The 22697-nt window shown below is 41.0% G+C and carries 22 protein-coding genes; 6 read left to right on the top strand and 16 right to left on the bottom strand.

What is annotated here, in order from left to right; translation table 11 throughout:
- Nucleotides 1-64 precede the first annotated feature (64 nt).
- The 3 genes from NIES1031_RS09360 to NIES1031_RS09370 all read right to left on the bottom strand — a co-directional run bounded on the left by NIES1031_RS09360 (nucleotide 65) and on the right by NIES1031_RS09370 (nucleotide 1901).
- Nucleotides 65-436 (bottom strand): DUF29 family protein, encoded by a 372-nt coding sequence (locus tag NIES1031_RS09360; RefSeq protein ID WP_407919489.1) that lies wholly within the window; start codon nucleotides 434-436, stop codon nucleotides 65-67.
- Between the two features lie 94 nt (nucleotides 437-530).
- On the bottom strand, nucleotides 531-1415 hold the full coding sequence (locus NIES1031_RS09365) for an alpha/beta fold hydrolase (protein WP_073549137.1): 885 nt from the start codon (nucleotides 1413-1415) through the stop codon (nucleotides 531-533).
- Nucleotides 1416-1520: 105 nt separating this feature from the next.
- Nucleotides 1521-1901, bottom strand: coding sequence for a hypothetical protein (locus NIES1031_RS09370; protein ID WP_073549138.1), 381 nt, complete (start codon nucleotides 1899-1901; stop codon nucleotides 1521-1523).
- A gap of 123 nt (nucleotides 1902-2024) precedes the next feature.
- On the opposite strand from NIES1031_RS09370, the gene NIES1031_RS09375 reads away from it, so the two are divergent.
- Nucleotides 2025-2795 (top strand): MOSC domain-containing protein, encoded by a 771-nt coding sequence (locus NIES1031_RS09375; RefSeq protein WP_073549139.1) that lies wholly within the window; start codon nucleotides 2025-2027, stop codon nucleotides 2793-2795.
- 70 nt (nucleotides 2796-2865) lie between these two features.
- Here NIES1031_RS09375 and NIES1031_RS09380 read toward each other — a convergent pair whose 3' ends face one another.
- Complete coding sequence (locus NIES1031_RS09380) at nucleotides 2866-3045, bottom strand: CsbD family protein (protein ID WP_073549140.1); 180 nt, start codon at nucleotides 3043-3045, stop codon at nucleotides 2866-2868.
- 305 nt (nucleotides 3046-3350) lie between these two features.
- Between NIES1031_RS09380 and NIES1031_RS09385 the strand changes: the two genes are divergently transcribed.
- Nucleotides 3351-6086 carry an EAL domain-containing protein gene (locus tag NIES1031_RS09385; protein ID WP_073549141.1) on the top strand — a complete coding sequence of 912 codons (2736 nt, stop codon included), beginning with the start codon at nucleotides 3351-3353 and terminating at the stop codon, nucleotides 6084-6086.
- Between the two features lie 38 nt (nucleotides 6087-6124).
- Here the strand turns inward: NIES1031_RS09385 and NIES1031_RS09390 are convergent, their stop codons facing one another.
- The 7 genes from NIES1031_RS09390 to NIES1031_RS09420 all read right to left on the bottom strand — a co-directional run bounded on the left by NIES1031_RS09390 (nucleotide 6125) and on the right by NIES1031_RS09420 (nucleotide 14318).
- On the bottom strand, nucleotides 6125-6778 hold the full coding sequence (locus tag NIES1031_RS09390) for a molybdenum cofactor guanylyltransferase (protein ID WP_218596717.1): 654 nt from the start codon (nucleotides 6776-6778) through the stop codon (nucleotides 6125-6127).
- Nucleotides 6779-6922: 144 nt separating this feature from the next.
- Complete coding sequence (locus NIES1031_RS09395) at nucleotides 6923-7798, bottom strand: SDR family oxidoreductase (RefSeq protein ID WP_073549142.1); 876 nt, start codon at nucleotides 7796-7798, stop codon at nucleotides 6923-6925.
- A 66-nt stretch (nucleotides 7799-7864) separates the two neighbouring features.
- Nucleotides 7865-8656, bottom strand: a complete 792-nt coding sequence (xth, locus tag NIES1031_RS09400) for an exodeoxyribonuclease III (protein ID WP_073549177.1) — start codon at nucleotides 8654-8656, stop codon at nucleotides 7865-7867.
- A gap of 103 nt (nucleotides 8657-8759) precedes the next feature.
- Nucleotides 8760-9074: a hypothetical protein gene (locus tag NIES1031_RS09405; RefSeq protein ID WP_073549143.1), complete on the bottom strand. Its 315-nt coding sequence runs from the start codon at nucleotides 9072-9074 to the stop codon at nucleotides 8760-8762.
- Between the two features lie 269 nt (nucleotides 9075-9343).
- Nucleotides 9344-10996: a gamma-glutamyltransferase gene (gene ggt / locus NIES1031_RS09410; RefSeq protein WP_218596718.1), complete on the bottom strand. Its 1653-nt coding sequence runs from the start codon at nucleotides 10994-10996 to the stop codon at nucleotides 9344-9346.
- Between the two features lie 205 nt (nucleotides 10997-11201).
- On the bottom strand, nucleotides 11202-12839 hold the full coding sequence (locus NIES1031_RS09415; RefSeq protein ID WP_073549144.1) for an acetolactate synthase large subunit: 1638 nt from the start codon (nucleotides 12837-12839) through the stop codon (nucleotides 11202-11204).
- 114 nt (nucleotides 12840-12953) lie between these two features.
- Nucleotides 12954-14318 carry an NAD-dependent succinate-semialdehyde dehydrogenase gene (locus tag NIES1031_RS09420; protein ID WP_073549145.1) on the bottom strand — a complete coding sequence of 455 codons (1365 nt, stop codon included), beginning with the start codon at nucleotides 14316-14318 and terminating at the stop codon, nucleotides 12954-12956.
- A gap of 654 nt (nucleotides 14319-14972) precedes the next feature.
- Between NIES1031_RS09420 and NIES1031_RS09425 the strand changes: the two genes are divergently transcribed.
- Nucleotides 14973-15359 (top strand): response regulator, encoded by a 387-nt coding sequence (locus NIES1031_RS09425; protein ID WP_236738773.1) that lies wholly within the window; start codon nucleotides 14973-14975, stop codon nucleotides 15357-15359.
- Nucleotides 15360-15365: 6 nt separating this feature from the next.
- Here NIES1031_RS09425 and NIES1031_RS09430 read toward each other — a convergent pair whose 3' ends face one another.
- Nucleotides 15366-15728, bottom strand: a complete 363-nt coding sequence (locus NIES1031_RS09430) for a Na-translocating system protein MpsC family protein (RefSeq protein WP_073549147.1) — start codon at nucleotides 15726-15728, stop codon at nucleotides 15366-15368.
- A gap of 289 nt (nucleotides 15729-16017) precedes the next feature.
- Between NIES1031_RS09430 and NIES1031_RS09435 the strand changes: the two genes are divergently transcribed.
- Nucleotides 16018-16548: a response regulator gene (locus tag NIES1031_RS09435; protein ID WP_236738774.1), complete on the top strand. Its 531-nt coding sequence runs from the start codon at nucleotides 16018-16020 to the stop codon at nucleotides 16546-16548.
- 50 nt (nucleotides 16549-16598) lie between these two features.
- On the opposite strand, the gene NIES1031_RS09440 is transcribed toward NIES1031_RS09435, so the two are convergent.
- The 3 genes from NIES1031_RS09440 to NIES1031_RS09450 form a co-directional block, all read right to left on the bottom strand.
- Nucleotides 16599-16973: a Na-translocating system protein MpsC family protein gene (locus NIES1031_RS09440; protein WP_073549149.1), complete on the bottom strand. Its 375-nt coding sequence runs from the start codon at nucleotides 16971-16973 to the stop codon at nucleotides 16599-16601.
- A 141-nt stretch (nucleotides 16974-17114) separates the two neighbouring features.
- On the bottom strand, nucleotides 17115-18173 hold the full coding sequence (locus NIES1031_RS09445; protein ID WP_073549150.1) for an alcohol dehydrogenase catalytic domain-containing protein: 1059 nt from the start codon (nucleotides 18171-18173) through the stop codon (nucleotides 17115-17117).
- A gap of 142 nt (nucleotides 18174-18315) precedes the next feature.
- Complete coding sequence (locus NIES1031_RS09450; protein WP_236738775.1) at nucleotides 18316-18807, bottom strand: helix-turn-helix domain-containing protein; 492 nt, start codon at nucleotides 18805-18807, stop codon at nucleotides 18316-18318.
- Between the two features lie 74 nt (nucleotides 18808-18881).
- Between NIES1031_RS09450 and NIES1031_RS09455 the strand changes: the two genes are divergently transcribed.
- Nucleotides 18882-20594 (top strand): FAD-dependent oxidoreductase, encoded by a 1713-nt coding sequence (locus NIES1031_RS09455; RefSeq protein ID WP_073549151.1) that lies wholly within the window; start codon nucleotides 18882-18884, stop codon nucleotides 20592-20594.
- Here the strand turns inward: NIES1031_RS09455 and NIES1031_RS09460 are convergent.
- A complete protein-coding gene (locus tag NIES1031_RS09460; protein WP_073549152.1) occupies nucleotides 20591-21517 on the bottom strand; it encodes a lysylphosphatidylglycerol synthase domain-containing protein in 927 nt (308 codons plus the stop codon). The two genes, NIES1031_RS09455 and NIES1031_RS09460, sit on opposite strands and share 4 nt — an antisense overlap.
- A gap of 162 nt (nucleotides 21518-21679) precedes the next feature.
- Here NIES1031_RS09460 and NIES1031_RS09465 point away from each other — a divergent pair, with 162 nt between their 5' ends.
- Nucleotides 21680-22504 carry an alpha/beta fold hydrolase gene (locus NIES1031_RS09465; protein WP_073549153.1) on the top strand — a complete coding sequence of 275 codons (825 nt, stop codon included), beginning with the start codon at nucleotides 21680-21682 and terminating at the stop codon, nucleotides 22502-22504.
- The last annotated feature ends 193 nt before the right edge of the window (nucleotides 22505-22697 follow it).

Raw genomic sequence — 22697 nt, forward strand, 5'->3', positions numbered from 1 at the left:
TAAGCGTCATTGCTTGCTGTAAAATCTCTTCTTGATTGACTTTTCGGGTTAATTCATCCGGTTGTTAGCGTCCTTGTTCAACTTCTAACGCAGCGCGGTCAATTGCTTCTGGATAAGCTTCTTCTAAAGCAATACGTAAATCTTCTGGTGGTAGGTAATAACTGCCTGCTTGACGACGTTTATTCTTTTTTTGAATTATCCGAATGGAATTACGAATTGACACTTCCCACAAGCGCGTAGAACGGTTTTCAGCGTATTGTTTGATAGGATGAATCAAAAGGATAACTGCATAACTGCTAATAGCACTAATTTTATCATCACGGCTTATTTCTTCGAGTTCTTCAATAATTGCTAATGCGCCTTTGATCTCACCTTGTAATAACAATTCCTTAAGGGTAAATAGTTCTTCCATAGTCCGGCTAACTATTTGCGACATGGTTAGTAATTAATAAACTTTGTCTTCTAGCTAGTACACGGAGGTGGGCTTTGTCTATCTAGGCGCGAATTCATTCGCAAAGCTGACATCATAATTATTCAGATTGACAAAATCTAAGAATATATTCAGCAGCAATTTGGGGTTGTTCGAGATGCGGTACATGACCGCAGTCTTTAATCCAAACAAGTTTACTATCAGAAATCGCCTGCTGAAATTTATCAGCATCTTTAATTCCTAAAATGCGATCGTCTTCTCCCCACAAAATCAGCGTTGGTTGCTCGATTTGCGCTAATTTATCTTTAAAAGAAGTGTAACCACCACTTTTTGTAAAAGCAATTAAAGCTTGATTCCATCCTGGCATATTTAAATGTAGTGCTGCACATAATTGTGCGTCAACTGAAGCTAAATTTTTGTTTTTATACGCTGCCCGACTAATACTATTACGAACTTTAGGATTGCGTAAAAACTCGGTTGCAAGTCGATCAAACGGAGGAAACATCAGTTTTCCCATTGCAAAACCAGCACTAAAGCCTGCACTATCTATCAAGACTAATTTTTGCACAACTTCTGGGTAAGTCAGCGTAAAATCAATCGCGGCTGCACCCCCCATCGACGCACCCACTAAAATTACAGGTTGAGCAATTAAAGCTTCCCAGAAACAATGTAGATGTGTTTTAATCGTATTCGGACTTAAAGCTAAATTTTCAATTCTTTCAGTAAAGCCAAACCCTAATAAATCAACAGCCCAAGTTTCATTTTTAACTGCTAATAACGGTAGTAAACGCCGGAATTCTAGAACAGAACTATCAAAGCCATGCATAAGTAAAATGGGTTGACCACCGTGACCTTTTTGAACATAAGCTGTAGTAATTGCTTGGGCAAATGGAGTGGCGATCGCTTGAATTTTAATACTTTTTGCAAGCTCGATTGACGTTGCTTCTATAAGTTGATTACTTAAATCATTAAAATTAATTTTCATGCCAAATTATGAATTAAAAAAATAAGGTAGTAGCCCTGATGAAAATTCAGACTACTACCAATATAAAATATATAAGATCCTAAAATTTAGCCACAGATAACGCGATTAATCTCCAGTGACAGCTTCTTTAAGTTGTTCAGCAGCTTGCTTTGTACCAGGGTCAATTGGTTCATCGAGGTTAAGTTTCTCTTTGACATTTTCAAAGAAACCTTTGTTATTATCTTGGGCTTTTTCCGCCGCAGTTTTAGTTGCTGATTTGTAGCCTTCTTCTTCTAAAAGTTTTTCGGCTTTTTCAGCCTCTTCTTTTAGTTTTTCAGCTTTAGGACGTCCCTGACTATCTACACGGTCAACTTGATACGCAGTCGCTTCTGGTGTCACAGGTTCAGCTTGTACTTGCATCGCTGTACTCACCATAAACGTCAATGCAACGAGAAAAACAGTAACAATCTGCCGCAGTTTTATTCTTTGCAACCACGATCGCTTCATTGAGACCCTCCACTATAGTTCTTGAAGTCGAAATTAAGCTTACACGGTTTAGCAGTACTCTGTTAAGAGTAGTGGGATAGAGATTTATATAAAGTATTCTTTATAAAGTTTTGTAAAAGCAAAATGTCAAGTATTATTACAGAGTTATTCGTTCATCCAGTCAAAGGGCTAACGCCGCAAGCTGAAACTCAGGTGAACTTGCAAGCGGGACATGGTGTCATTGGCGATCGCGCTTTTGCATTGATGTATGATAATTCTGCATCTTCCGATTATGTTGTTCCGTGGATGCATAAGCGTAATTTTGCAATGCAATGCGATCTTCCTGCATTAGCCGCTTTGAGTTGTCACTACGATTTTCAAAGTACATTATTAACGATTAAGCACAAAGATAGCGAATTACTCGCAGCTAAAACAAATAATTTGGATGAACGCAACTTAATCAGTTCATTTTTTACTGGCTATCTTGCAACTGATGTGAAATCACCGTTACGGTTAGTTGGTGAAAACGATGGAAAAACGCGCTACCCAGATCGCAATACAGTACACATATCACTCATCAATCAAGCAACGTTAGACCAACTCAGCGACATCGCTAAACAGCAAGTAGAGGTAAAACGTTTTCGTCCTAATATTGTCTTTGAAGGTATACCAGCCTGGACAGAATTTGATTGGATAGGACAACATTTTCAAATAGGTTCTGCACAAATCGAAGTGACTGCCCCAATCAATCGCTGTTTAAATATTAATGTAAATCCTAAAACAGGACAGCAAGATTTACAACTACTTTCTTTACTACAACAGCATTTTCATCACAAGCAAACAGGAGTTCTTGCCAAAGTCATTACTAGCGGTACAATCGCGATTGGCGATCGCTTGCAACCTTTAAATTTGTAGTACAGCATCCAAATAACAAAATCCAGCAAGCGAAATGTCTGCTGGATACAATTTTTTATTTGTAATCGAATTACATCGTATCCTTTACCGCATCTTTAGCGTCTTCGATTGCGTGCATTGCTGCGGCTTTTTCTTGCTTTGCTTGACCTTCAGCTTTATCTTTTGTACTACCCGTAATTTCACTGACAGCTTCTTGAAGCTTGCCTTCTACATTTTTAGCAACAGCTTCGGCGCGGTTTTCAATACTCATAATTATCTCCTTAAAATTGCCTTGATTTATTCGATTATTAGCTTACAGTATTTACTGAAGATTGGCATCTCTCATTAGTTATATTTTTCGTAGCTGAATAAAAAAACGTGCTTAGAGATGAAATCTGTAAGAGGTTTTCTCAGTAAACTTACGGTTAATCAGTGAAAAATACTAGCTCACTTTATTAACTATGTATTTCATATAAAAAATACTTATTCAAAGTGTGTATTAGTAATTTTACGGGAACAGTAAGAACAAGCAATTTTCAGCTTTCAACTCTAAAGTAGAGAAACTGAGTTTATATCATGTCCTCTTCTCGCTGGCATTCCTCGACAACACAAGCGAATTCAAGTCCTCAATCGAAAAATTGTTTGAATCAATTAGGGACGCAAGCAAAACGGGCAGATGATAACAAGAGTGGCTTAAATAAGCCTGTACAACGTAAATCTTGTAGTTTACGGTGGCAAGCAAGAATCTTATTTTGTAGTGCGATCACAACTTTAGCAACTGTATTATATGCTACTGCCGCCACTATTTTACTGAGAAGCTTGGAGAATGTTGAAATTGAAGATACCTACCAAAACGTTGAAGGATTTTTAGATACTTTTGCGCAATCGCAGGCAGATTTTAGCCTACGCGTAACCGACTGGGCAATGTGGGATGACACGTATCAATTCGTGCAAGATAGTAATAGAGAATACATTGAAGTTAATATCACTCCAGAATCAATCCAAAATGTTCAGATTAACGCCGCAGTCTTTCTTAATTCTAAAAATCACATTGTTTATAGCGCAGAATTTGATTTAACAACAAATCAAAAAATAGGCATACCAAAAACATTAAATCAGTATATTGCAAGTCACCAGCACTTGTTACAACACTCTAACGTTAATAGTAGTATATCGGGAGTCGTTGCTCTACCTCAAGGCCCAATGCTGATTGCTTCGCGACCGGTTATCAATAGTAAAGGTGAAGAACCAATTCGCGGAACATTAATCTTTGGGCGCTATCTTGATACAACAAAAATTGCAACCTTAGCGAAAAAAAGCCGTTTAAACCTCACATTACATAGCCTAAGTCAGACACTACCGCCAGATTTTCAGATAGCTTTAGCATCACTCTCGCCAACGCAAAGAGTTTTTATTCGCCCCCTTAGCGATCGCCTAATTGCTGGTTATATTCTACTGACAGATATCGACAATAAGCCTGTAGCAATTTTACGTACAGATAAATCTCGCACGATCTACCAGCAAGGCGTTAACAGTTTACACTATCTTTTAGTATTATTAGTGTTAATTGGATTCATTTTTACTGGCGTAACATTACCCTTATTAGACCGCTTAATTTTATTAAGATTTGAACGACAAGAACGCGAAGAACGTTATCGCGCAGTTGTAACGCAAGCTTTTGAAGGTATTTTTTTAGTAGATGCCCAAAGTAAAATTATACTAGAAGCCAATGTAGCGTTACAAGCTTTATTGGATTATAGTGAAAATGAAATTTTACAACTTACACTGTATGATATTATAGTTGGCGATCGCGAGCAGATTGATACCGATCTTCAACAAATTTTAGCAAAAGACCATAATGTCACGCGCGAATACAAATATCAGCGCCAGGATGGTTCTTTAGTTGATGTTGAAGCAAGTGCAATTCAAATTTTTTATAACGAAAAAGATGCTTTTTGTATTGTAGTAAGAAATATTACTGACCGTAAGAAAGTTGAGATAGCCCTGCGCGAAAGCGAACAACGTCTATCTTGGCAAGCAAGTCATGATTCGCTAACTGGGCTAGTCAATCGTCGCGAATTTGAGCAATGTTTGGTAAATGCTTTAAATAGTGCAAAAAATAAAGGTATAAACCATGTATTGTGTTATTTAGATGTCGATCAATTTAAAATTATTAATGATACTTGTGGTCATGTAGCGGGAGATCACTTGCTACGCCAAGTCAGTACTTTATTTCAAAATCGATTACGTAAAACGGATATTTTAGCACGTTTAGGCGGCGATGAGTTTGGCATCATTTTTTATCAATGTTCTTTGGAACAAGCTACTCGAATTACCGAAGCCCTACGACAACAACTGAATGATTTCCCATTTGTATGGAAAGAGAAAGTTTTTTCAGTTAGTGCGAGTATTGGGCTTGTTGCTATTAATGCAGATACTCCTGACTTAGGTAGCGTTTTAAGCGCTGCGGATGCGGCTTGTTATGCAGCGAAAAATAAAGGGCGCAATCGAATTAATGTTTATCGACAGAACGATCGCGAAATAGCCCAGCAACGAGGCGAGATGCAATGGGTATCGCAAATTCCTAAAGCATTGGAAGAAAATCGCTTCTGTTTATTTTATCAAGAAATTGCCTCATTAATCGGGGAAAACCATCAACAACATTACGAAATTCTATTGCGTTTAAAAGATGAGAATGGTCAAATTGTCCCGCCAATGGCTTTCATTCCAGCGGCTGAACGTTATAACTTAATGCATCTGATTGATCGTTGGGTAATTTCTACGTTGTTTGCACACCTAGCACGATCGCAAGCCGAAGAGAATACAATTTACGCGGTGAATCTTTCGGGTGCAAGTATCAATGATGACAGTTTTGTTGATTTTGTGCAAGCTCAATTTGCATACTATCAAATTCCACCATCAAGTATTTGTTTTGAAATAACCGAAACATTAGCGATCGCTAATTTAAGTCAAGCAGTGGGATTTATTCAAAAACTGAAAAATCTTGGATGCTATTTTGCCTTAGATGATTTTGGAAGCGGAATGTCTTCGTTTGCGTATTTAAAAAGCTTACCAGTTGATTACCTAAAGATTGATGGTTCTTTAGTAAAAGATATTGTCCAAGATGCGATCGCCTACAGTATGGTAGAAGCAATTAGCCGCATTGCGACAGTCATGGAACTACAAACAATCGCAGAATTTGTTGAAAACGAAGCTATTCAAGAAAAGCTGCGAAAATTGCCCGTAGATTATGCGCAAGGATACGGAATTGCTAAACCCAAACCGTTAATTGATAGCAGAGGTCAGGGATAAACGCTAGTTGGGGCAATTTGACCACTCCTAATTTCTTGTTAGCGAGTATCATCTACCAAAGCCAAATCCTCAGGTGTATTGCAGTTGAAAAGCATTTCTGTACTTGGTAACGATAAAATGTGTACGGGGTGTTGTGCAAGCCAAGATTGAAACGACCGCCCGCCTTGGGTAATAAAAGCATTCAATACAGGGAAACAACTACGGGGGTAGAAGCCACACAACGGGTCCCAACCCTTGTCGTGACACGGTAAAGCAGCGATCGCATCTTCAGGAACATTTTCTAACTCTTCTACCCAATTTTGCAGTACCTCTATTTGCAGTTTTGGTAAATCGCAAGCAAGTAATAATACCCAATCGGTTTGCACCACCGCAAGTCCTTGCGCAAAACCAACTAATGGACCATGTGGTAAAGGTAAAGTGACCTTGGTTGAAGTTGGTGTACTTAGATTTTCTTGCGAAAGTGGAACTTCACGCACAAATTGGCAATTGTTCAGAGATAAGTGTTGATATTTCTCAGGTGTAGGCGTGATAATGTAAACTAAATTGCATAAGCTGCTAGCGACATCACACACGCGTTTTAACAGTGGGACTCCTTGGACTGGTAGCAAAGCTTTATCTTCGCCCATCCGCGAACTTTTCCCACCAGCTAAGACTATCGCACTAAGCGAGTGTATCGCGTTTGAAAATGTCATTTGTATCTACTCAGTAAGTGGGTAAAAATGAACATCACTAAAAAGTTGGTCATTGGTAAATGGTAATCAGTAGCGATTAGCTTATGAGGGAATTGCTAAATGCTTTCTCGTTACCCATTTAATTACGTTTACACACTGATTAACCTAAACCGCCAAATAGCGGCGGAGAAAACTCTCTAAAGTTTCTAATTTCAAATTAAACACTGACTCTAGGTGTGCAATTTCATCATGCGTACAGAAAAACTCATTAGCAAGCAAAGTGCGAAAAGTTCCTAAAGTCTTCTGAACTGGAGGATTTAGTAACCCTAATACAGTACGAAAACCATCGATAACAAATAAGGGTGGATTAATAATGATTGGTTCTTGATTAAAAACGCGACCAAAAATGTGGGGAACGTCTTCACGCTGTAAAATTTCTGGTCCTCCTACGGGTAAGATTTGGTTTTTTGCGCCGCCAACCGAAACCGACTTCACCACCATTTGCGCTAAATCGTCTGTACTGACAATTGAAGTACGATTTTTGGGATCGCCTATCAATAAATACATTCGTGTTTGGCGAAATCGTTCAGCAAGTGATAGCAGATTCGATGATAATCCAGCAGGGCGAAAAATCGTATAATTCAAACCACTCGCTTGGAGATATTGTTCGACTGCGCGTTTGGCTTTGAATGTGGGAGCATCTTCATAGCCACGATCTGCACCCAATACCGAAATAAAGACAAAGTGTCGCACCTGTTGTGCTTGCGCGTGGTCAATTAATTCGATGTTGGCGCGGTAATCTAGTGCTAAAGCATCGCCATCCGAACCATGCGTACTAATGATGTACTGCACTCCTTGACAAGCTTTGTGAATATCCTTTTCTTGGCGCAAATCACCAATAAAAATTTCTGCGCCTCGGTGTTCCAACTCTCCATAGCGAGAATTAAGCCGAACAAAAGCGCGTACAGGTAATTCCTGCTGTCGCAGCAATCTGACTACTCTCCGCCCAATTTGTCCTGTTGCACCTGTGACTAGAAACATAGCAGCATTGTCCCTGAAGTTTGATATTAGATAGTCGCCAATAATTCCTAATGCCAAGTTTAAAAGCTAAAATTCGACAACAACAGGAGCATGATCGCTTGGTTTTGGTAACTTTCGGGGAGTGATATCAATAAAGCAGCTTTTTACTTGTTTGTATAGATCCTGCGTGAGATAATGATGGTCAATTCTCCAACCTAGGTTACGGCGAAAAGCGCCACCGCGATAGTCCCACCAGCTGTAGTGTCCTGCTTCAGAAGTAAATTTACGAAAAGCATCGCTAAAGCCTAATTCTACGATTTCACGCAGTGCTTGTCGCTCAAGTTCTGATGCCATAATGTGCCCTGTAAGAATTGCGGGATCGTGTAGATCGCGGTCTTCGAGTGCAATATTAAAGTCACCACAGATACAAATGTTAGCGGATAAAACTAAAAGCGATCGCAGGTATTCGCGTAAAACTTGCAACCACCGCAATTTATATTCATACTTATCACTACCAACTGCTGCGCCATTTGGGACATAAAGATTCACAATCCGCACATTTGCTATTACCCCCGTAATCAGACGTTTTTGCGCATCAAGTTCGGATAAGTCGGCGATCGCCTCGCCTAATATTGGTGTAAATCCTGTACTGACATCTGTTAACGGCGAACGACTGAGAATTGCCACACCATTGTATGATTTTTGTCCAGAAGCATAGACATGATAGCCAAGTTGTTCAAAAGGCGATCGCGGAAAATCTGCATCGACAACTTTGGTTTCTTGCAAACACAACACATCAACGGAATTTTGCTGTAACCAAGCAACAACGTGTTCTTGGCGAGTCCGAATTGAATTAACGTTCCAAGTGGCAATTTGCATCAAGTAATTGGCAATCAGCACGAGCTATCTTTAGCTTATTAGTCTGCCACATCAGCGGAACTTGATGACATTTCCTACGCCCGCGATAGTATGTACCGCAAAATTACTCAGTGTCGAACTCTTGCTTTCTGCGTAGTAAGATTGGCGGTTGTGTCACTAGTCCGACAAGATGATCGCTGGTAAAGCAGAGGCTTGATTTATTTTCGTCAATGGGAATTTGGAATAAATAGCTATCTTGTTTTCCCTGAGTTCGCGCCAAAAAAGCCGCAATCAAGCTACGCAGTAATGGATTATCCGATTTAACTTTAATTTGGTAGCGAAAACCGCCATTGAGTAAGATTTCAACGAAAATCTCTTTAGTTGCATCACTTACGGGTGACGTTGCATCGATAACGTCTAGTTCTTTGTTGTCAGACACACTTATCCTCCTTATTAATTCTGACAAAACCATACAAGAAAGCACATCTTTAGTTTATGCATTAAAAGTATCTCATTCAAAAAAAGTAGCGCTAAAGTTGACTCTGTGCTGCGATCGCCCTCTAAATTTCCCACAACGAGCGAACTTCAACTTCAAAGTTCCCAAAATTACAAGATAAGAAAGCCTACGAGTTATGTAGCTAGTTAATATGAAAAAGTAGAGTGAACAATGCTCACTCTACCCCAAATTATTCTAGAAGCCAAATCGTGTTAGTAGCCTACGGCTGATCCATCACCTCTAGAATCAGCCCCACCATGTAGTACGTTCGTTGTCGGATCAACCAAAATAGCGCCAGCGTGTCCCATTGTGTCAGTATAATCATCAACCACATTCACAGGATGCCCGCGTTTAGCTAATTCCGCAGTCACATTTTCTGGAACTCGTCCTTCAATTTTTAGGTCATTAGAAGATGCTCCCCAAGTACGTCCATGTAACCATCTTGGTGCATCAATTGCCTCTTGAACACTAAAGCCGTAATCAACAATACGAGTTACTAATGCTGCTTGGGTTTGTGGTTGACCTTCACCGCCCATTGTGCCATATATTAAATATGGTTTTCCATTTCTAAATAGCATTGCTGGATTTAAAGTGTGAAAAGTCCGTTTTCTTGGTTCTAAACGATTAATGTGGTTCTTATCTAACGAGAAGAAACTACCACGATTCTGCAATAATACTCCAGTATTTCCAGCAACAATTCCTGAACCGAAATCATGATAAATACTTTGAATTAAAGAAACAGCATTTCCATCTTTATCTACGACTCCTAACCACACAGTATCGCCTTTAGGATCGAGCGGCTTTGCTTCTTTTAACGTTTGATTCATATTGATTCGGGCTGCTAATTGTCTACCGTGGTTTACGGATAACAGCGAATCAACAGGGATCTTCACAAATGCAGGGTCAGTAACATATTTATCGCGATCGGCAAAAGCTTGTTTGGTAGCTTCAACAATGAGGTGATAGTAGTCTGCTGTTCCTTCTCCAATTTTTCGCAAATCAAAGTTGTTCAGGATATTGAGAATTGATAGTGAGGCTATTCCTTGAGTAGGGGGAGGGAAATTATAAGCTTGATATCCACGATAATTTGTAGAGATTGGTTTAACCCAGTCGGAAGTGTGCTGCGCAAAATCTTGCAACGTTAAAAGTCCACCATTTTTTTGGAGATCGGTGACAATGCGCTGAGCAATTTCACCTCGATAAAATACATCTGCTCCTTGACTTGCAATAAGCTTTAAAGTTTGTGCAAGTTGTGGTTGTCTAAAGATTTCTCCAGCTTGATAAACTTCTCCATTAGCTTTTAAATACGTCTGGCGAAAAGCTGGAAAACGTTGTAATGCACGAAATTCTTGATCTTTTTCATCAATATTTCGCTTTGTCCAAATTTCTTGACTTGGCGTTACGGGAACACCTGATTCGGCATAACTAATAGCAGCAGTAAATAGCTGATTCCAAGGCAGAGAATTATCCATCGTCTTTTGAGCATAATTATAGGCTTCTTGCCACCCTGAAACCACTCCAGGTACGGTATTTGCTGCTAAGTATCCTCTAGAGGGAATCTTTTCGTAACCCTGTTTTTGATAAAATGCAATTGTGACTTTTTCTCCTGCACGACCACTAGCATTGAGCGCCCTTAGTTCATTGGTTTTGGCGTTATAAACTAGCCAGAAATTGTCGCCGCCAATGCTATTCATATGCGGATAGACGACAGCTAAAGTCGAAGCTGCAGCGATGGCCGCATCTACTGCATTACCACCGCTTTTAAGCACTTCGAGGGCAGCTTGAGAAGCATGGTAGTGTGGAGTTGTAACCATGCCATTGGTAGACATGGTTGTTGGTCTAGCTGCATTTGCGACAGATGTCACTGAGAGACTTGATATGCTTGCTACTGTTGGAGTAAAAACAGCTGAAATATATGTACTAGTTAAAACAGCTGTGATTTTTTTACTCAGTAAGTTCAATGGAGTCTCCTTTATCAGATTGTAACTTGTACGCTTTCTGATTAAGACACTCGCTGAGTTAAACAATCAGTAACAAATTTAACTTTTTAGTGATTACAAAAAATTCAATTTACACAATACAATTCAATTCTCCCGCGCGTTGCGTAAAGCGATAATTTTCTTGATAGTCAACAGGACAATCAATCACCGCCGGAACATCTTGCGCCAACGCTGTTTTCAAAATAGGAATAAAATCAATTGTCGCTTCAACGCGATAGCCTTTGAGTCCCATGCTTTCCGCTAATTTTACAAAATCAGGATTACCAAAATGGACAAAAGAAGAACTGCCAAATTGATTGCGCTGCTTCCATTCAATTAAGCCATAACCACCGTCATTAAAAATTAAAGTGACAAATGGCGTACCAACGCGCAAAGCAGTTTCTAACTCTTGGCAGTTCATCATAAAACCACCATCACCTGTCGCTGCAACAATTTTGCGATGAGGATAAATAAGTTTCGCCGCTACCGCGCCAGGAATGGCGATTCCCATCGCCGCAAAGCCATTAGAAATTAAACACGTATTTGGGCGATCGCAATGATAATGTCGTGCAATCCACATCTTATGCGCCCCGACATCTGAAATCACAACATCTTCCGGTCCCATCACTTGGCGCAAGTCATAGATGAGTTTTTGGGGTTTAATTGGAAAGCCATCATCGTTAGCATATTGTTCGTAATCAGCGCGGATATCTGCGCGTAATTCTAAGGCATAAGGATCGGGTTTATCGTCGCGGTCTGCGCGTTTTAAAATTTCGTATAACGAATCCGAAATATCGCCAACAACTTCAACCAGAGGAATATAACTACTATCAATTTCTGCGGGAGTTTCACCAATATGAACAATTGGGATTTTACCATCAGGATTCCATTTTTTCGGGGAATACTCGATTAAATCATAGCCAATTGCAATAACTAAATCAGTATTATCAAAACCACAATTAATATAATCGCGTTGTTGCAAACCCACTGACCATAGTGCTAGTGGGTGCTTATAAGGAATCACGCCTTTCCCCATAAAAGTATTAGCAACCGGAATATTTAGTTGTGTAGCAAACTCAGTGACAGCTTCACTTGCATCAGCACGAATCGCGCCGTTACCAACGAGAATAATCGGGTTATGTGCATTGGAAATCGCTGTTGCTGCCTCAGTAATACTATGAAACGCCGCGTATGTTCTTTCTAATTTGTCCGTCTTTAAAGGATTACCTGTAGCGGGCATTGCGGCAATATTTTCTGGTAAATCAATATGAACCGCACCAGGTTTTTCACTTTGCGATCGCTTAAAAGCTTTCCGGACAATTTCGGGTGTATTACTAGGACGAACAATTTGCGTATTCCACTTTGTTACAGGGGCGAACATTGCCACTAAATCTAAATACTGGTGGGCTTCGATGTGCATTTGATCCGTTCCCACTTGTCCTGTAATTGCTACCAAGGGCGCACCATCTAAATTCGCGTCAGCAACTCCTGTCATCAAATTCGTCGCCCCAGGACCTAATGTCGAAAGACACACTCCCGCTTTTCCAGTTAAGCGTCCGTAGACGTCTGCCATAAACGCTGCACCTTGTTCGTGCCGCGTTGTGATAAATTGGATTGAAGAATTTTTCAGCGCTTCGAGGACGTGTAAATTCTCTTCTCCTGGCAAGCCAAAAACGTAGCGCACGCCTTCGTTTTCTAGGCATTGCACTAATAATTCTGCTGTATTCATACATTTCTCCTTAGAAAGAGGTCAGAGGATGGGGATCAGGGGACAAATTTGAGAACAGGGAAACTAAGAAAGTCTTTAACTCAAAACTCATCCCTAGCCTCTCACCCCTCGCTCCTACCTTACCCACACTGTTTTAACATTGACAAACTCATGGATACCTTGAATGCCCAATTCTCTACCATAGCCGGAACGTTTAATTCCACCAAAGGGCATACGCGGATCGGATTTCACTAAATCATTAATAAAAACTGCACCAGCGTCTAATTCGGAAATTAGGCGATCCCGTTGGTGTGCGTCGCTAGTCCAAGCACTAGCACCCAACCCAAACGGCGTATTATTGGCAAGTTGAATCGCTGCGTCGATATCGGAAACGCGAAATAAAAGTGCCACTGGCCCAAAAAATTCTTCGTTGTATGCCGCCGAACCCGCAGAGATCTCGCTTAAAATCGTTGGTGGATAGTAGTTTCCTGGACGCGATAACGGTTTTCCCCCTACGAGAACTTTTGCGCCACTTTCAATACAATTTTGCACTTGCTGATCTAAATCTTGCAAAATTCCTGGCGTTGCCAATGGTCCAATATGGGTATCAGGATGCATCGGATCGCCCACTTTGAGCGCTTGAAAGTGTTCTATCAATAATTTCTCAAATTTGTCGGCGATCGCATCTTCAACGATAAATCGTTTAGCAGCAATACACGATTGACCATTATTAAGCATTCTTGCGGTAGTAGCCGTTGTCGCAGCTGTTTCAATGTCAGCACTTGCTAACACAATAAAGGGATCGCTACCGCCTAATTCGAGTACCGTTTTCTTTATTTGTTTGCCAGCATGGGCGGCTAAACTTGCGCCTGCGGGTTCGCTTCCGGTTAACGTTGCGGCTTTGACGCGTTCATCTTCAATCAACGCGGGTACTTTGTCAGCGCCTACTAACAACGTTTGAAAAACTCCTAGGGGAAAACCCGCACGTTGGATAATATCTTCAATGGCTAATGCGCACTGCGGTACGTTAGACGCGTGTTTGAGTACGCCTACGTTTCCTGCCATCAACGCGGGTGCTGCAAACCGAAAAACTTGCCAAAAGGGAAAATTCCACGGCATAACTGCTAAAATGATTCCTAACGGTTGATAGCGGATGAAACTCTGACTTGCGTCTGTTTTAACTGCGACATCTGCGAGAAACTCGGCGGCGTGTTCTGCGTAATAGCGACATACCAACGCGCATTTTTCAACTTCGGCGATCGCGCTTTGTAACGGTTTCCCCATCTCTAGGGTTATTAACTTCGCGTATTCCGCTTTGTGTTGTTCTAGAATCTCTGCCGCAGCCTGCATATAATGCGATCGCTCGGCAATTGACAACCAACGATACTGCTCAAAGGCTGTTTGTGCTTGCTTCAGTCTATCTGCAATTTCGGCATCGGTCAGCGGCTGAAACGTTTTCAGCGTTTCCCCTGTTGCGGGATTAATTGTAGCGATACCCATTACCTGACCTCTTTGATAAATTCATTACAGAAAATTTTTATTTTGCTCCCATAATCGCTTTTTCTGATTAAATTATCGCTTTTTTTTGTCATCTTAATTATAAAAAGATCGTGTAAAAGCTCATTGATTATTTCTGAGTAAATTTGCCTAATGTATCGAGCGTAACCATTATCAAGTGGTGATCGCAGCCTACATATAAGATATTTCAAACTTATGCTTTTACGGTTGCCAAAATGTTTAGTAGCGGGTAAGATATTAAAAAAATATTAAATAGAGTAACAAGTTGTAAAGGTAGGAAATTATGTAACTCAAAATCCTTGTATCTGTTCACGTGTAAGAACTTTAGTGCAACAGTTTATTATGTTGCATAAGTTTAAGGGATTCTCATTTTAGACATCGATTCAGTCTAAACTGAACTAAAGAAGACAAAATAAATTCAAATCGTGTTAGCTTGTCCCGCTTTTCACTCGACCCCATGCACAGAATGTAAATGAGTGGGTTAGTTATCTACGAGCCAGTCCACTGTAAGCGCCGTCTCTCGCCGCTTAGGGAGTGCCTCAAACGTGATTTTGTGAGGACTGCCTCATAGATTGAAGACCTTCCGTTTAGGGAGTAGTAAAGTTGGAAGTACTCTTAACAAGCAACAAACAGATAGTGAATCAGCCACTGGTTCTCGCAGTTGATGACGACGAAGATAGCTTATATTTAGTAACTGAAGTAGTAAAAGGTAGTAATTTATCGTGCATGACTGCCACAGATGGTAAAACGGCTTTATCATTAGCGCAGCTGTATCAGCCGAATTTAATTCTATTGGATATTTTGCTACCAGATTTGAATGGCGTCGAAGTGTTATATCATTTGAGAAGAAATCCGCAAACTCAAGATATCCCTGTGATTGCAGTGACAGCGCTAGCAAAAGAAGAAGATTGCGATCGCGTCATGGCGGCTGGTTGCGACGGTTACCTCACTAAGCCCTATATGCTAGACGACTTAGAAGATCTGATTTTCCGCTACTTGTGCTTCACCGCCGCCACAGCTTAGTTGTGGTTAAACTGGCTTAGCAGCTAAAACGACAATGATACTAGTCCGATCCGAGTCGATATTAGAACTGCCAAGCATATCTACTGCAGAGACGTCAAGAACTTCCTCGATTAATTGTTTGAGTTGTGGTTCAATAGCTTTATATAAATTCCAACCAACTTCTTGCGCTAAATCGTTTTTACGATTTTCTAAAAGGAGCCTTTCAGGTGGAGTTGTTGGATGTTCAACTATAACAGTTAAATTTTGGTTTGATAAATTGCAGACAACTTTTTCAGGTAAATGTCCTAGCAGATTAAAATATAAAGCCTGAATCTGTTGCGCTAAAATCGCCTCTAGCTGAATGCAATTGGTGGGAATATTTTCCTCCATAAACTTATCAATTAAGAAAGATATATTAATAGGAATAACGCCTCAATAAATTATCAAATTCTATTCGCATACTCAAACAGCCTAAAGACAGATAATTGCATCGAGTGATAGAAATCTAAGACATCATTTAATAATGTGGCTTTTGAGGCAATGTCAATCTATCTAGAGTCGTAAATTTTTCTGTCTAAAGATGTATTTATTTATAACAATATTGTAAAATTAGAAAGACTATATAGTCCTTTTACTAGGTTGCTATGTTCTCCGCCAACAACAGACCATTGCGAAATTGGTGGATAGACTGCGAGCCAGTCCATTGCAAGTGCTGTTTTATGCACCACTTGGGGAATGCCTCGCCGCAACGGCTACAAAAATTAGTCATACGCTTTTGCGGCTTCTCCTAAGTATGAATATGAATTTGCAAAGTTCTTCTAATAGTCCTCAGCAGGATCAGCTAAGACAACCGTTAGTCTTAGCTGTAGATGACAATGAAGACAATTTGCAGCTATTGGCACAGTTACTCATATTGATTGAGTGTTCTCACATTACGGCAACTGATGGTCAAACAGCAGTGATCATGGCACAAAATTATCAACCAAACTTGATTTTATTAGATATGATGCTGCCCGATTTGGATGGAATTGAGGTAGTATCGCGCTTAAAACAAAACCCAGAAACAATGGAAATTCCTATTGTGGCGGTGACAGCAATGGCAAGAGAAGAAGATCAGCAACGCTTTTTGCGTGCAGGATGTAAGGAATACATCAAGAAGCCCTATATTATTGAAGAACTAGAAGCAACAATTCGCCGCTGTCTTGGTTAATGAATGTTTTTATAACAAGGTAATACAGTGGACAGTTGATAATGTATAATTTAAGACATATTACGAAGTTTTGGTGTTTCTGCCAAGATCGCTACAGTAGCAGTACGACCTGTATCGAGTTTTGCATTACTTAGTAGATCGACAACACCCACTCCAACGACTTCTTCTATGATTGATTGAATTTGCGGCTTTAACGCCTCATCAATCTCGGAACGAACTTCTTGAGCTAATTCTTCTTGACCAGTATTTACGAGAAGTTGCTCAGGTTGCGTAATAGAATCTTCTAAAATAATCGCCACCTTTTCATCAAAAATTTGGCAAGATATGCGGCTCGGTTGATGCTCCAATTGATTGCGATATAGTGCCTGAATTCGCTGTGACAAAGCACGTTCAATTTGCCCACGCGTAGGAGTAGAAGAATCCATAGTTGATCAGATGAAGAAAGTAGTTGATCAGATGAAGCAGTTTTCTACCCTTGGTGGGTTGATATCACCTGACATAATAGATTGCACAAATTCAACTATACTCCTAATGGAAGAACTTTGGGTGAAAAATTAGTGTAGTCGTCAATCATCGCCTTGGGGATAAATCAAGATTTTGTAAGTCTCTTGAGTAGGAGCGATCGCGCGTTCTACCGCCGCCGATAATTCTTGTAAAGGAAAGCGATCGCTAATCAAAGCAGCGACATCGATGCGCGAATTGAACACAATATCTGCAGCGAGACTTTGCAACCGAAACGAGGAACTGTAGCTACCGATCAAGTCAATTTCGCGACGGTAAAGAATATTTGGATTTAAGGGAATTTCAACTTCCTCAGCGAATTCTGCAAAGAATAGAACTTTACCACCTTTGCGCGTACAGTCTAAAGCTTGAAAAAAAGCTTTTTCGCTAGGAACTGCAAGGAGTGTCGTATCAACACCCATCCTCTCGGTCATCGCATGAATTTTTGCGACTAAATCTGCATCACGTGCGTCAAACGCAGCTTGGGCACCAACACTTAAGGCTTTGGCAATTCGGGAAGGAAGTAAGTCAGTTGCGATCGCCCGCGCGCCAAAATACTTTACCAACATAATAAACATTAACCCAATTGGTCCTGCACCTGCCACCAATACAGTTTGTCCTGGGGCAATTTGAGCTTTTTTCACCGCTTTGAGACAGCAATTCGTTGGTTCGACAAAACTAGCGATTTCAAAACTCACATGTTCTGGAATCGGAATTAACCCACCGTTACGTACAATATGACCAGGAACCTTAACGTACTCAGCAAAACCACCACCGCTGGGTGCAAATCCCGCTGTTGTACAAATGTTTTTATACACATCACACATTGAGAAATTGTCGTTGAGACAGTAGCCGCAGCGCATACAAGGAATGTGGTGCATCACAACGACGCGAGTTCCTACTTGCCAGTTTTTCACATCTTTTCCAATTGCGGCAATGACTCCTGCTGTTTCATGTCCAAAAATGCGCGGCGGTTCATGTAAAGGATAAAGAATTTTTTTAATATCCGATTGACACAAACCGACAACGCGCACTCGTACCAACACTTCATCAGCTTCGAGAGTCGGTATTGGCAACTCTTCGTAACTTAGCTGCTTGACACCGCGATACACCTGTGCTTTCATTTCGCTTCACCACTCGATGATTTTAGATTTAACATGACTGAGCAGTTCATAATTCATCAATCAATACTTTGTAGTGTTAGTCGTACTTGGCTTACAAAGTTAGGTACTTACTTGTATAGTTTTACCAGGAGTTCATCAATACTTAACTTACTGGCGGATTCTTTAAATCTTCAGACTGCTGCTGAATCAGCTGAAGCACTAATGGGTGTTGAGCTTCAATCATCTTTGCGTCGTAAAATCCCTCATCTTGTAAAAATTGAGTTAATTGTTTCATGGCTTTTCGGCGCTTACTGTCTCGCTGTTCCTTATATTGCATTAAATCTTGAAACCGTACCCGACGATGCGTTCCGACTTTGATATGTGGAATTTCTCCTTGTTCTAAGAGTTTGATAAGATATGGTCGTGAAACATTGAGCAGATCTGCGGCTTGTTGCGTTGTCAATTCTTGCTCTTGAGAAGCTATCGTAATCGCTCGACCTGCTTTTATCGCTTCGATGACTTGGCGTAAGACTTGATAAGTCGATTCGGAAACAAGAATTTCTTCTCCTTTAGGACTGACAAGCTTGGCTGTGGGTGTATGATTTAGCTGCTGAGAGTGTACAACTACATCTGTTGGAACGTTGTAGCTTAACATGATAATTTGTGTGAAATCGCGTGTAGAGTTGTTGTCGCCGATTGTAATACATAAACGCAATATCCGAAATAGCAATGCAAATATTAACAGCAGATGTGTTGGTGGTTGGGGGTAGTACGGGTGGAACCGTTGCGGCGATCGCTTCAGCGCGACGCGGTGCAAAAACAATCTTAGTGAGTGAATTTCCCTGGTTAGGCGGAATGTTGACATCGGCTGGGGTATGTGCACCGGATGGTAATGAGTTAGAATCCTTTCAAACAGGTCTTTGGGGTGCGTTCTTAAAGGATTTACAGCTGCGACAACCTGGAGGATTAGATAATAGTTGGGTAAGTTTTTTCAGCTACGATCCTCGTATCGGGGCGCGGATTTTTGCAGAGTGGGTGCAAGCATTACCCAATCTGCATTGGATTCGTGGCGACGTTCCTTTAGAAGTTTATCGCCAAGGCGGTTGTATTACTGGCATTCGTTTTCGTAAGTTCGCAGTGACAGCAAAAATAACTCTCGATGCTACCGAATTGGGAGATCTCCTTGCTTTAGCGGATGTTCCTTATCGCTGGGGTTGGGAATTTCAGTCAGCGTGGAACGAACTAAGTGCGCCAGTAGAACCTAACGCTTTAACTGCACAATACCCCGTTCAAGCACCGACTTGGGTTATCGTTATGCAAGATTATGGTACAGATATAGCACCAGAAATTGCACCCGCACCGAATTACGATGCATCAAAGTTTACTCGTGCGTGGGAAAACTACAGTGTAGAGCAATTTTTAAACTACGGGCGCTTGCCAGAAAATCGATTTATGATTAACTGGCCCGTTCATGGTAACGATTACGGTGTAGAAGTAGAACGTTTAATTACCTCAGAAACAAAGCGAAACGAGTTTCTGCAAGAGTGTTTTTGGCATAGTCAAAATTTCGCTTATTTTATTCAATCGCAAATGAGTCGCCGTTATGGTTTGGCGGATGTTTTTGATACAGGTTTGGCGATGCATCCTTACTACCGAGAAAGTCGCCGTGTTATCGGGTTAGAGACTTTATGCGAACAAGATATCTTACCAATACCAACAGGACAAGTTGCCGCTTTAAAACCTGATGCGATCGCCTTCGGTAACTACCCTAACGATCACCATTATCCAGGCTTTGAGTTTCCGCTTGCGCCAAAATCATTGCGTTGGGGCGGGCGTTGGACGGGAACACCGTTTACAATTCCTTACGGTTGTTTGATTCCTGCAACTATTGATGGATTAATGGTGTGTGAAAAGAATATTTCTGTATCGCATATTGCCAACGGAGCGACTCGCTTACAACCTGTTGTCATGGGAATTGGACAAGCGGCGGGTATGGCGGCTGCTTTGTGCGTGGAACAGAGGTGTCAACCCCGCGATTTAGCTGTGAGAACTTTACAAGAAGCATTACTTGTCGAAAAAGCGGCGATCGCTCCTTTATTTAATCTTCCACCACAACATCCTGAGTGGTTATATTGGCAAAAATATTACTTAGATAATCCAGAGAAATACCCAATTGATGGTAATTGTCCGTGTGTTGTGTATCAAGATATGCCGCCAGATACCACAACCAACTTTTCGGGAACTTTTTACAGACATAATATACAAAATTATACCATTTTAATTGATTCACCTACGGAATCTTGCGGTAGTTGGGTGTTAGTGACGTTGCGATCGCATATCGATCAACAATTGCAAAATTACACTCATGCTAAACAGATTAGCGTATACGGACGCTTAAATTATGCAGGTAAGTGGTTGTTAGTTGAAGAAATTGCTGATTAAGAATGCTGAAATCGCATTCTGACCTCATAAACTCCGAACAATATAATTGCTACCGCTAAAGGTAACAAATAGTACACGGCACGATACACTAACAGCGATCCTAATACAGCAGCGGCGGAAACTTGCGGTGCAAGAATCAACACAATCACACTTTCAAAGACTCCTAATCCTCCAGGAATATTGCTGATCACGCCTGCAGTCATTGCGAGTAAGTAGATTCCAAGAAACTCTGGATACGATACCGCAGTCGGAAGCAGGCTATAAACAACCGCCGCAGCCAAACTCCAGTCTAAGCTAGAAAGGCCGATTTGAGCGATCGCAAGCGATAAAGACGGAAAGCGAAATTGATGTCCGCGCACGCTCAGAGATCGCCTGTTAAGCCAACTTCCCAACAGATAACTAGCAATCAGTAGCAGGAAAATTATCCCCAAGGGACGCACGGAAAACCACGGTAAATTCAACTGTGCAGGAATTGCAAATGTATGCAACACAAACGCAATACCACCAACGCTCAATATTCCTAACCAAAAACTAAAATTGACAAAAGCAACGATTTGAGCAATTGCTTGCAATGATAATCCCCACTTGGAATAGAACCGATAACGTACCGCGCTACCTGTAAGCAGCGCAAAACCAATCGTATTACTAGCCGCGTAACTAATAAACGAAGTAAAAGCAACTTTTGGGTAAGCAAGCGATAAGTGAATGTAACGCAGTGCCAGCACATCGTAACCTGTCATCGTCAGATAACCTAACGCGGTTAATCCAATCCCAAGCCGTAAGCGACGCATCGGAATTGTTGCTAGACTATGCAAGACATCACGGTAATTATATGCGCGCAGTTCGTTAGCGATCGCCCAAAGTGCTATAGCTGCTACTATTAAGCCAAACAACACACTTAGCTTGGGTTTGATATTGTTCATAAATCGCATATTGCAACACGGTGGAAGCACCAACTTGTTTGTTTGTACAAAATATCTATCAAGTTGACACAGTACTGACACGCCACTTTTATACACTCACAAGCAGAACTGAATGTATTGTGTCGCATTCTGATTGCGATTTCTATCACTGAGGATTGTCGAATGGGTGACACTTCTGTGGACGCTTTAGCTGGTGAAAAAATTCATCTGCGTTGTGGAGTTGATTTGCAAGTTTGCTTTAATCGAGGAGCTAACCCAACTTTTGTTTTTCTCCATGGAGGGTTGGGAAATCGTTTTAACTGGCGATCGCAATACGAGTTTGCGCTTCGTCAAGGTTGGCAAGTTCTCGCGTATGATTTGGGTGGACACGGACAATCGAGTACGTATTCACGCTATTCTGTTGGACGTCATTGCCGCGATTTAAAGCGTTTATTACACCATTTTGATATCAATTCTCCGGTATTATGTTGCCATAGCTATGGAGTTCCCATTGGTTTAGAATATGCACAGTACGAACCAGTCAGCGGTATGATTGCGATCGCGGGTGGTACGCATAACCTCGCTCCTTTGTGGGAAATTCTATTGATGAAATTTATGGCTTGGGGTGGTAGATATCTTTACCACTTTCATGGAGTACAAACACTAAGTAACTTTGTTTCTAGCTCATATCGCCATCGTGTCATTCAGCAGTTTTTTGCCGAAAACCCAGCACCAACTAACTTCGATTCATACACAGCGTTAGAAATCTTTTGGGATTATAACTTTTTTCACCGTCATCAATTACCTCAATTGCACATTCCAGCATTAGTGATAACTGCGGGGAAAGACCCGATGTTTACTGCCAAAATGGGCGATGAATTAGCTGCGCATTTTAACAATGGGGCACACTTGCACTTTGCAGATGCAGGACATTTGGTGTTAGCAGAACTTCCACAGTTGGTAAATGCAGCGATCGCCGAGTGGTTAAATAATATCACATCTGGTTAAAAACTTCTCATTAAGATAGCAAGGTGTTTGAGCTTTGTGCACAGATTCGGGAATTAGAACTAAACTGAGAATATAAGTAGGATCGGCATAATTAGATATCACACTTTTTACGCTCGGGTAATGGATAATAGATATTTTGGCGTTGCGGAAAGAGTAATGATTTAAGCGAAAAGTGGTACAGTTTCAAATCGTA

This window comes from Chroogloeocystis siderophila 5.2 s.c.1, from assembly GCF_001904655.1.
Classification (GTDB): Bacteria; Cyanobacteriota; Cyanobacteriia; order Cyanobacteriales; family Chroococcidiopsidaceae; genus Chroogloeocystis; species Chroogloeocystis siderophila.

What these genes read in the sequence shown, in the direction of transcription:
- NIES1031_RS09360 (WP_407919489.1), bottom strand. Translation starts at nt 436, where the DNA reads ATGTCGCAAATAGTTAGCCGGACTATGGAAGAACTATTTACCCTTAAG.
- NIES1031_RS09365 (WP_073549137.1), bottom strand. Translation starts at nt 1,415, where the DNA reads ATGAAAATTAATTTTAATGATTTAAGTAATCAACTTATAGAAGCAACG.
- NIES1031_RS09370 (WP_073549138.1), bottom strand. Translation starts at nt 1,901, where the DNA reads ATGAAGCGATCGTGGTTGCAAAGAATAAAACTGCGGCAGATTGTTACT.
- NIES1031_RS09375 (WP_073549139.1), top strand. Translation starts at nt 2,025, where the DNA reads ATGTCAAGTATTATTACAGAGTTATTCGTTCATCCAGTCAAAGGGCTA.
- NIES1031_RS09380 (WP_073549140.1), bottom strand. Translation starts at nt 3,045, where the DNA reads ATGAGTATTGAAAACCGCGCCGAAGCTGTTGCTAAAAATGTAGAAGGC.
- NIES1031_RS09385 (WP_073549141.1), top strand. Translation starts at nt 3,351, where the DNA reads ATGTCCTCTTCTCGCTGGCATTCCTCGACAACACAAGCGAATTCAAGT.
- NIES1031_RS09390 (WP_218596717.1), bottom strand. Translation starts at nt 6,778, where the DNA reads ATGACATTTTCAAACGCGATACACTCGCTTAGTGCGATAGTCTTAGCT.
- NIES1031_RS09395 (WP_073549142.1), bottom strand. Translation starts at nt 7,798, where the DNA reads ATGTTTCTAGTCACAGGTGCAACAGGACAAATTGGGCGGAGAGTAGTC.
- xth (WP_073549177.1), bottom strand. Translation starts at nt 8,656, where the DNA reads ATGCAAATTGCCACTTGGAACGTTAATTCAATTCGGACTCGCCAAGAA.
- NIES1031_RS09415 (WP_073549144.1), bottom strand. Translation starts at nt 12,839, where the DNA reads ATGAATACAGCAGAATTATTAGTGCAATGCCTAGAAAACGAAGGCGTG.
- NIES1031_RS09420 (WP_073549145.1), bottom strand. Translation starts at nt 14,318, where the DNA reads ATGGGTATCGCTACAATTAATCCCGCAACAGGGGAAACGCTGAAAACG.
- NIES1031_RS09430 (WP_073549147.1), bottom strand. Translation starts at nt 15,728, where the DNA reads ATGGAGGAAAATATTCCCACCAATTGCATTCAGCTAGAGGCGATTTTA.
- NIES1031_RS09440 (WP_073549149.1), bottom strand. Translation starts at nt 16,973, where the DNA reads ATGGATTCTTCTACTCCTACGCGTGGGCAAATTGAACGTGCTTTGTCA.
- NIES1031_RS09445 (WP_073549150.1), bottom strand. Translation starts at nt 18,173, where the DNA reads ATGAAAGCACAGGTGTATCGCGGTGTCAAGCAGCTAAGTTACGAAGAG.
- NIES1031_RS09450 (WP_236738775.1), bottom strand. Translation starts at nt 18,807, where the DNA reads ATGTTAAGCTACAACGTTCCAACAGATGTAGTTGTACACTCTCAGCAG.
- NIES1031_RS09455 (WP_073549151.1), top strand. Translation starts at nt 18,882, where the DNA reads ATGCAAATATTAACAGCAGATGTGTTGGTGGTTGGGGGTAGTACGGGT.
- NIES1031_RS09460 (WP_073549152.1), bottom strand. Translation starts at nt 21,517, where the DNA reads ATGAACAATATCAAACCCAAGCTAAGTGTGTTGTTTGGCTTAATAGTA.
- NIES1031_RS09465 (WP_073549153.1), top strand. Translation starts at nt 21,680, where the DNA reads ATGGGTGACACTTCTGTGGACGCTTTAGCTGGTGAAAAAATTCATCTG.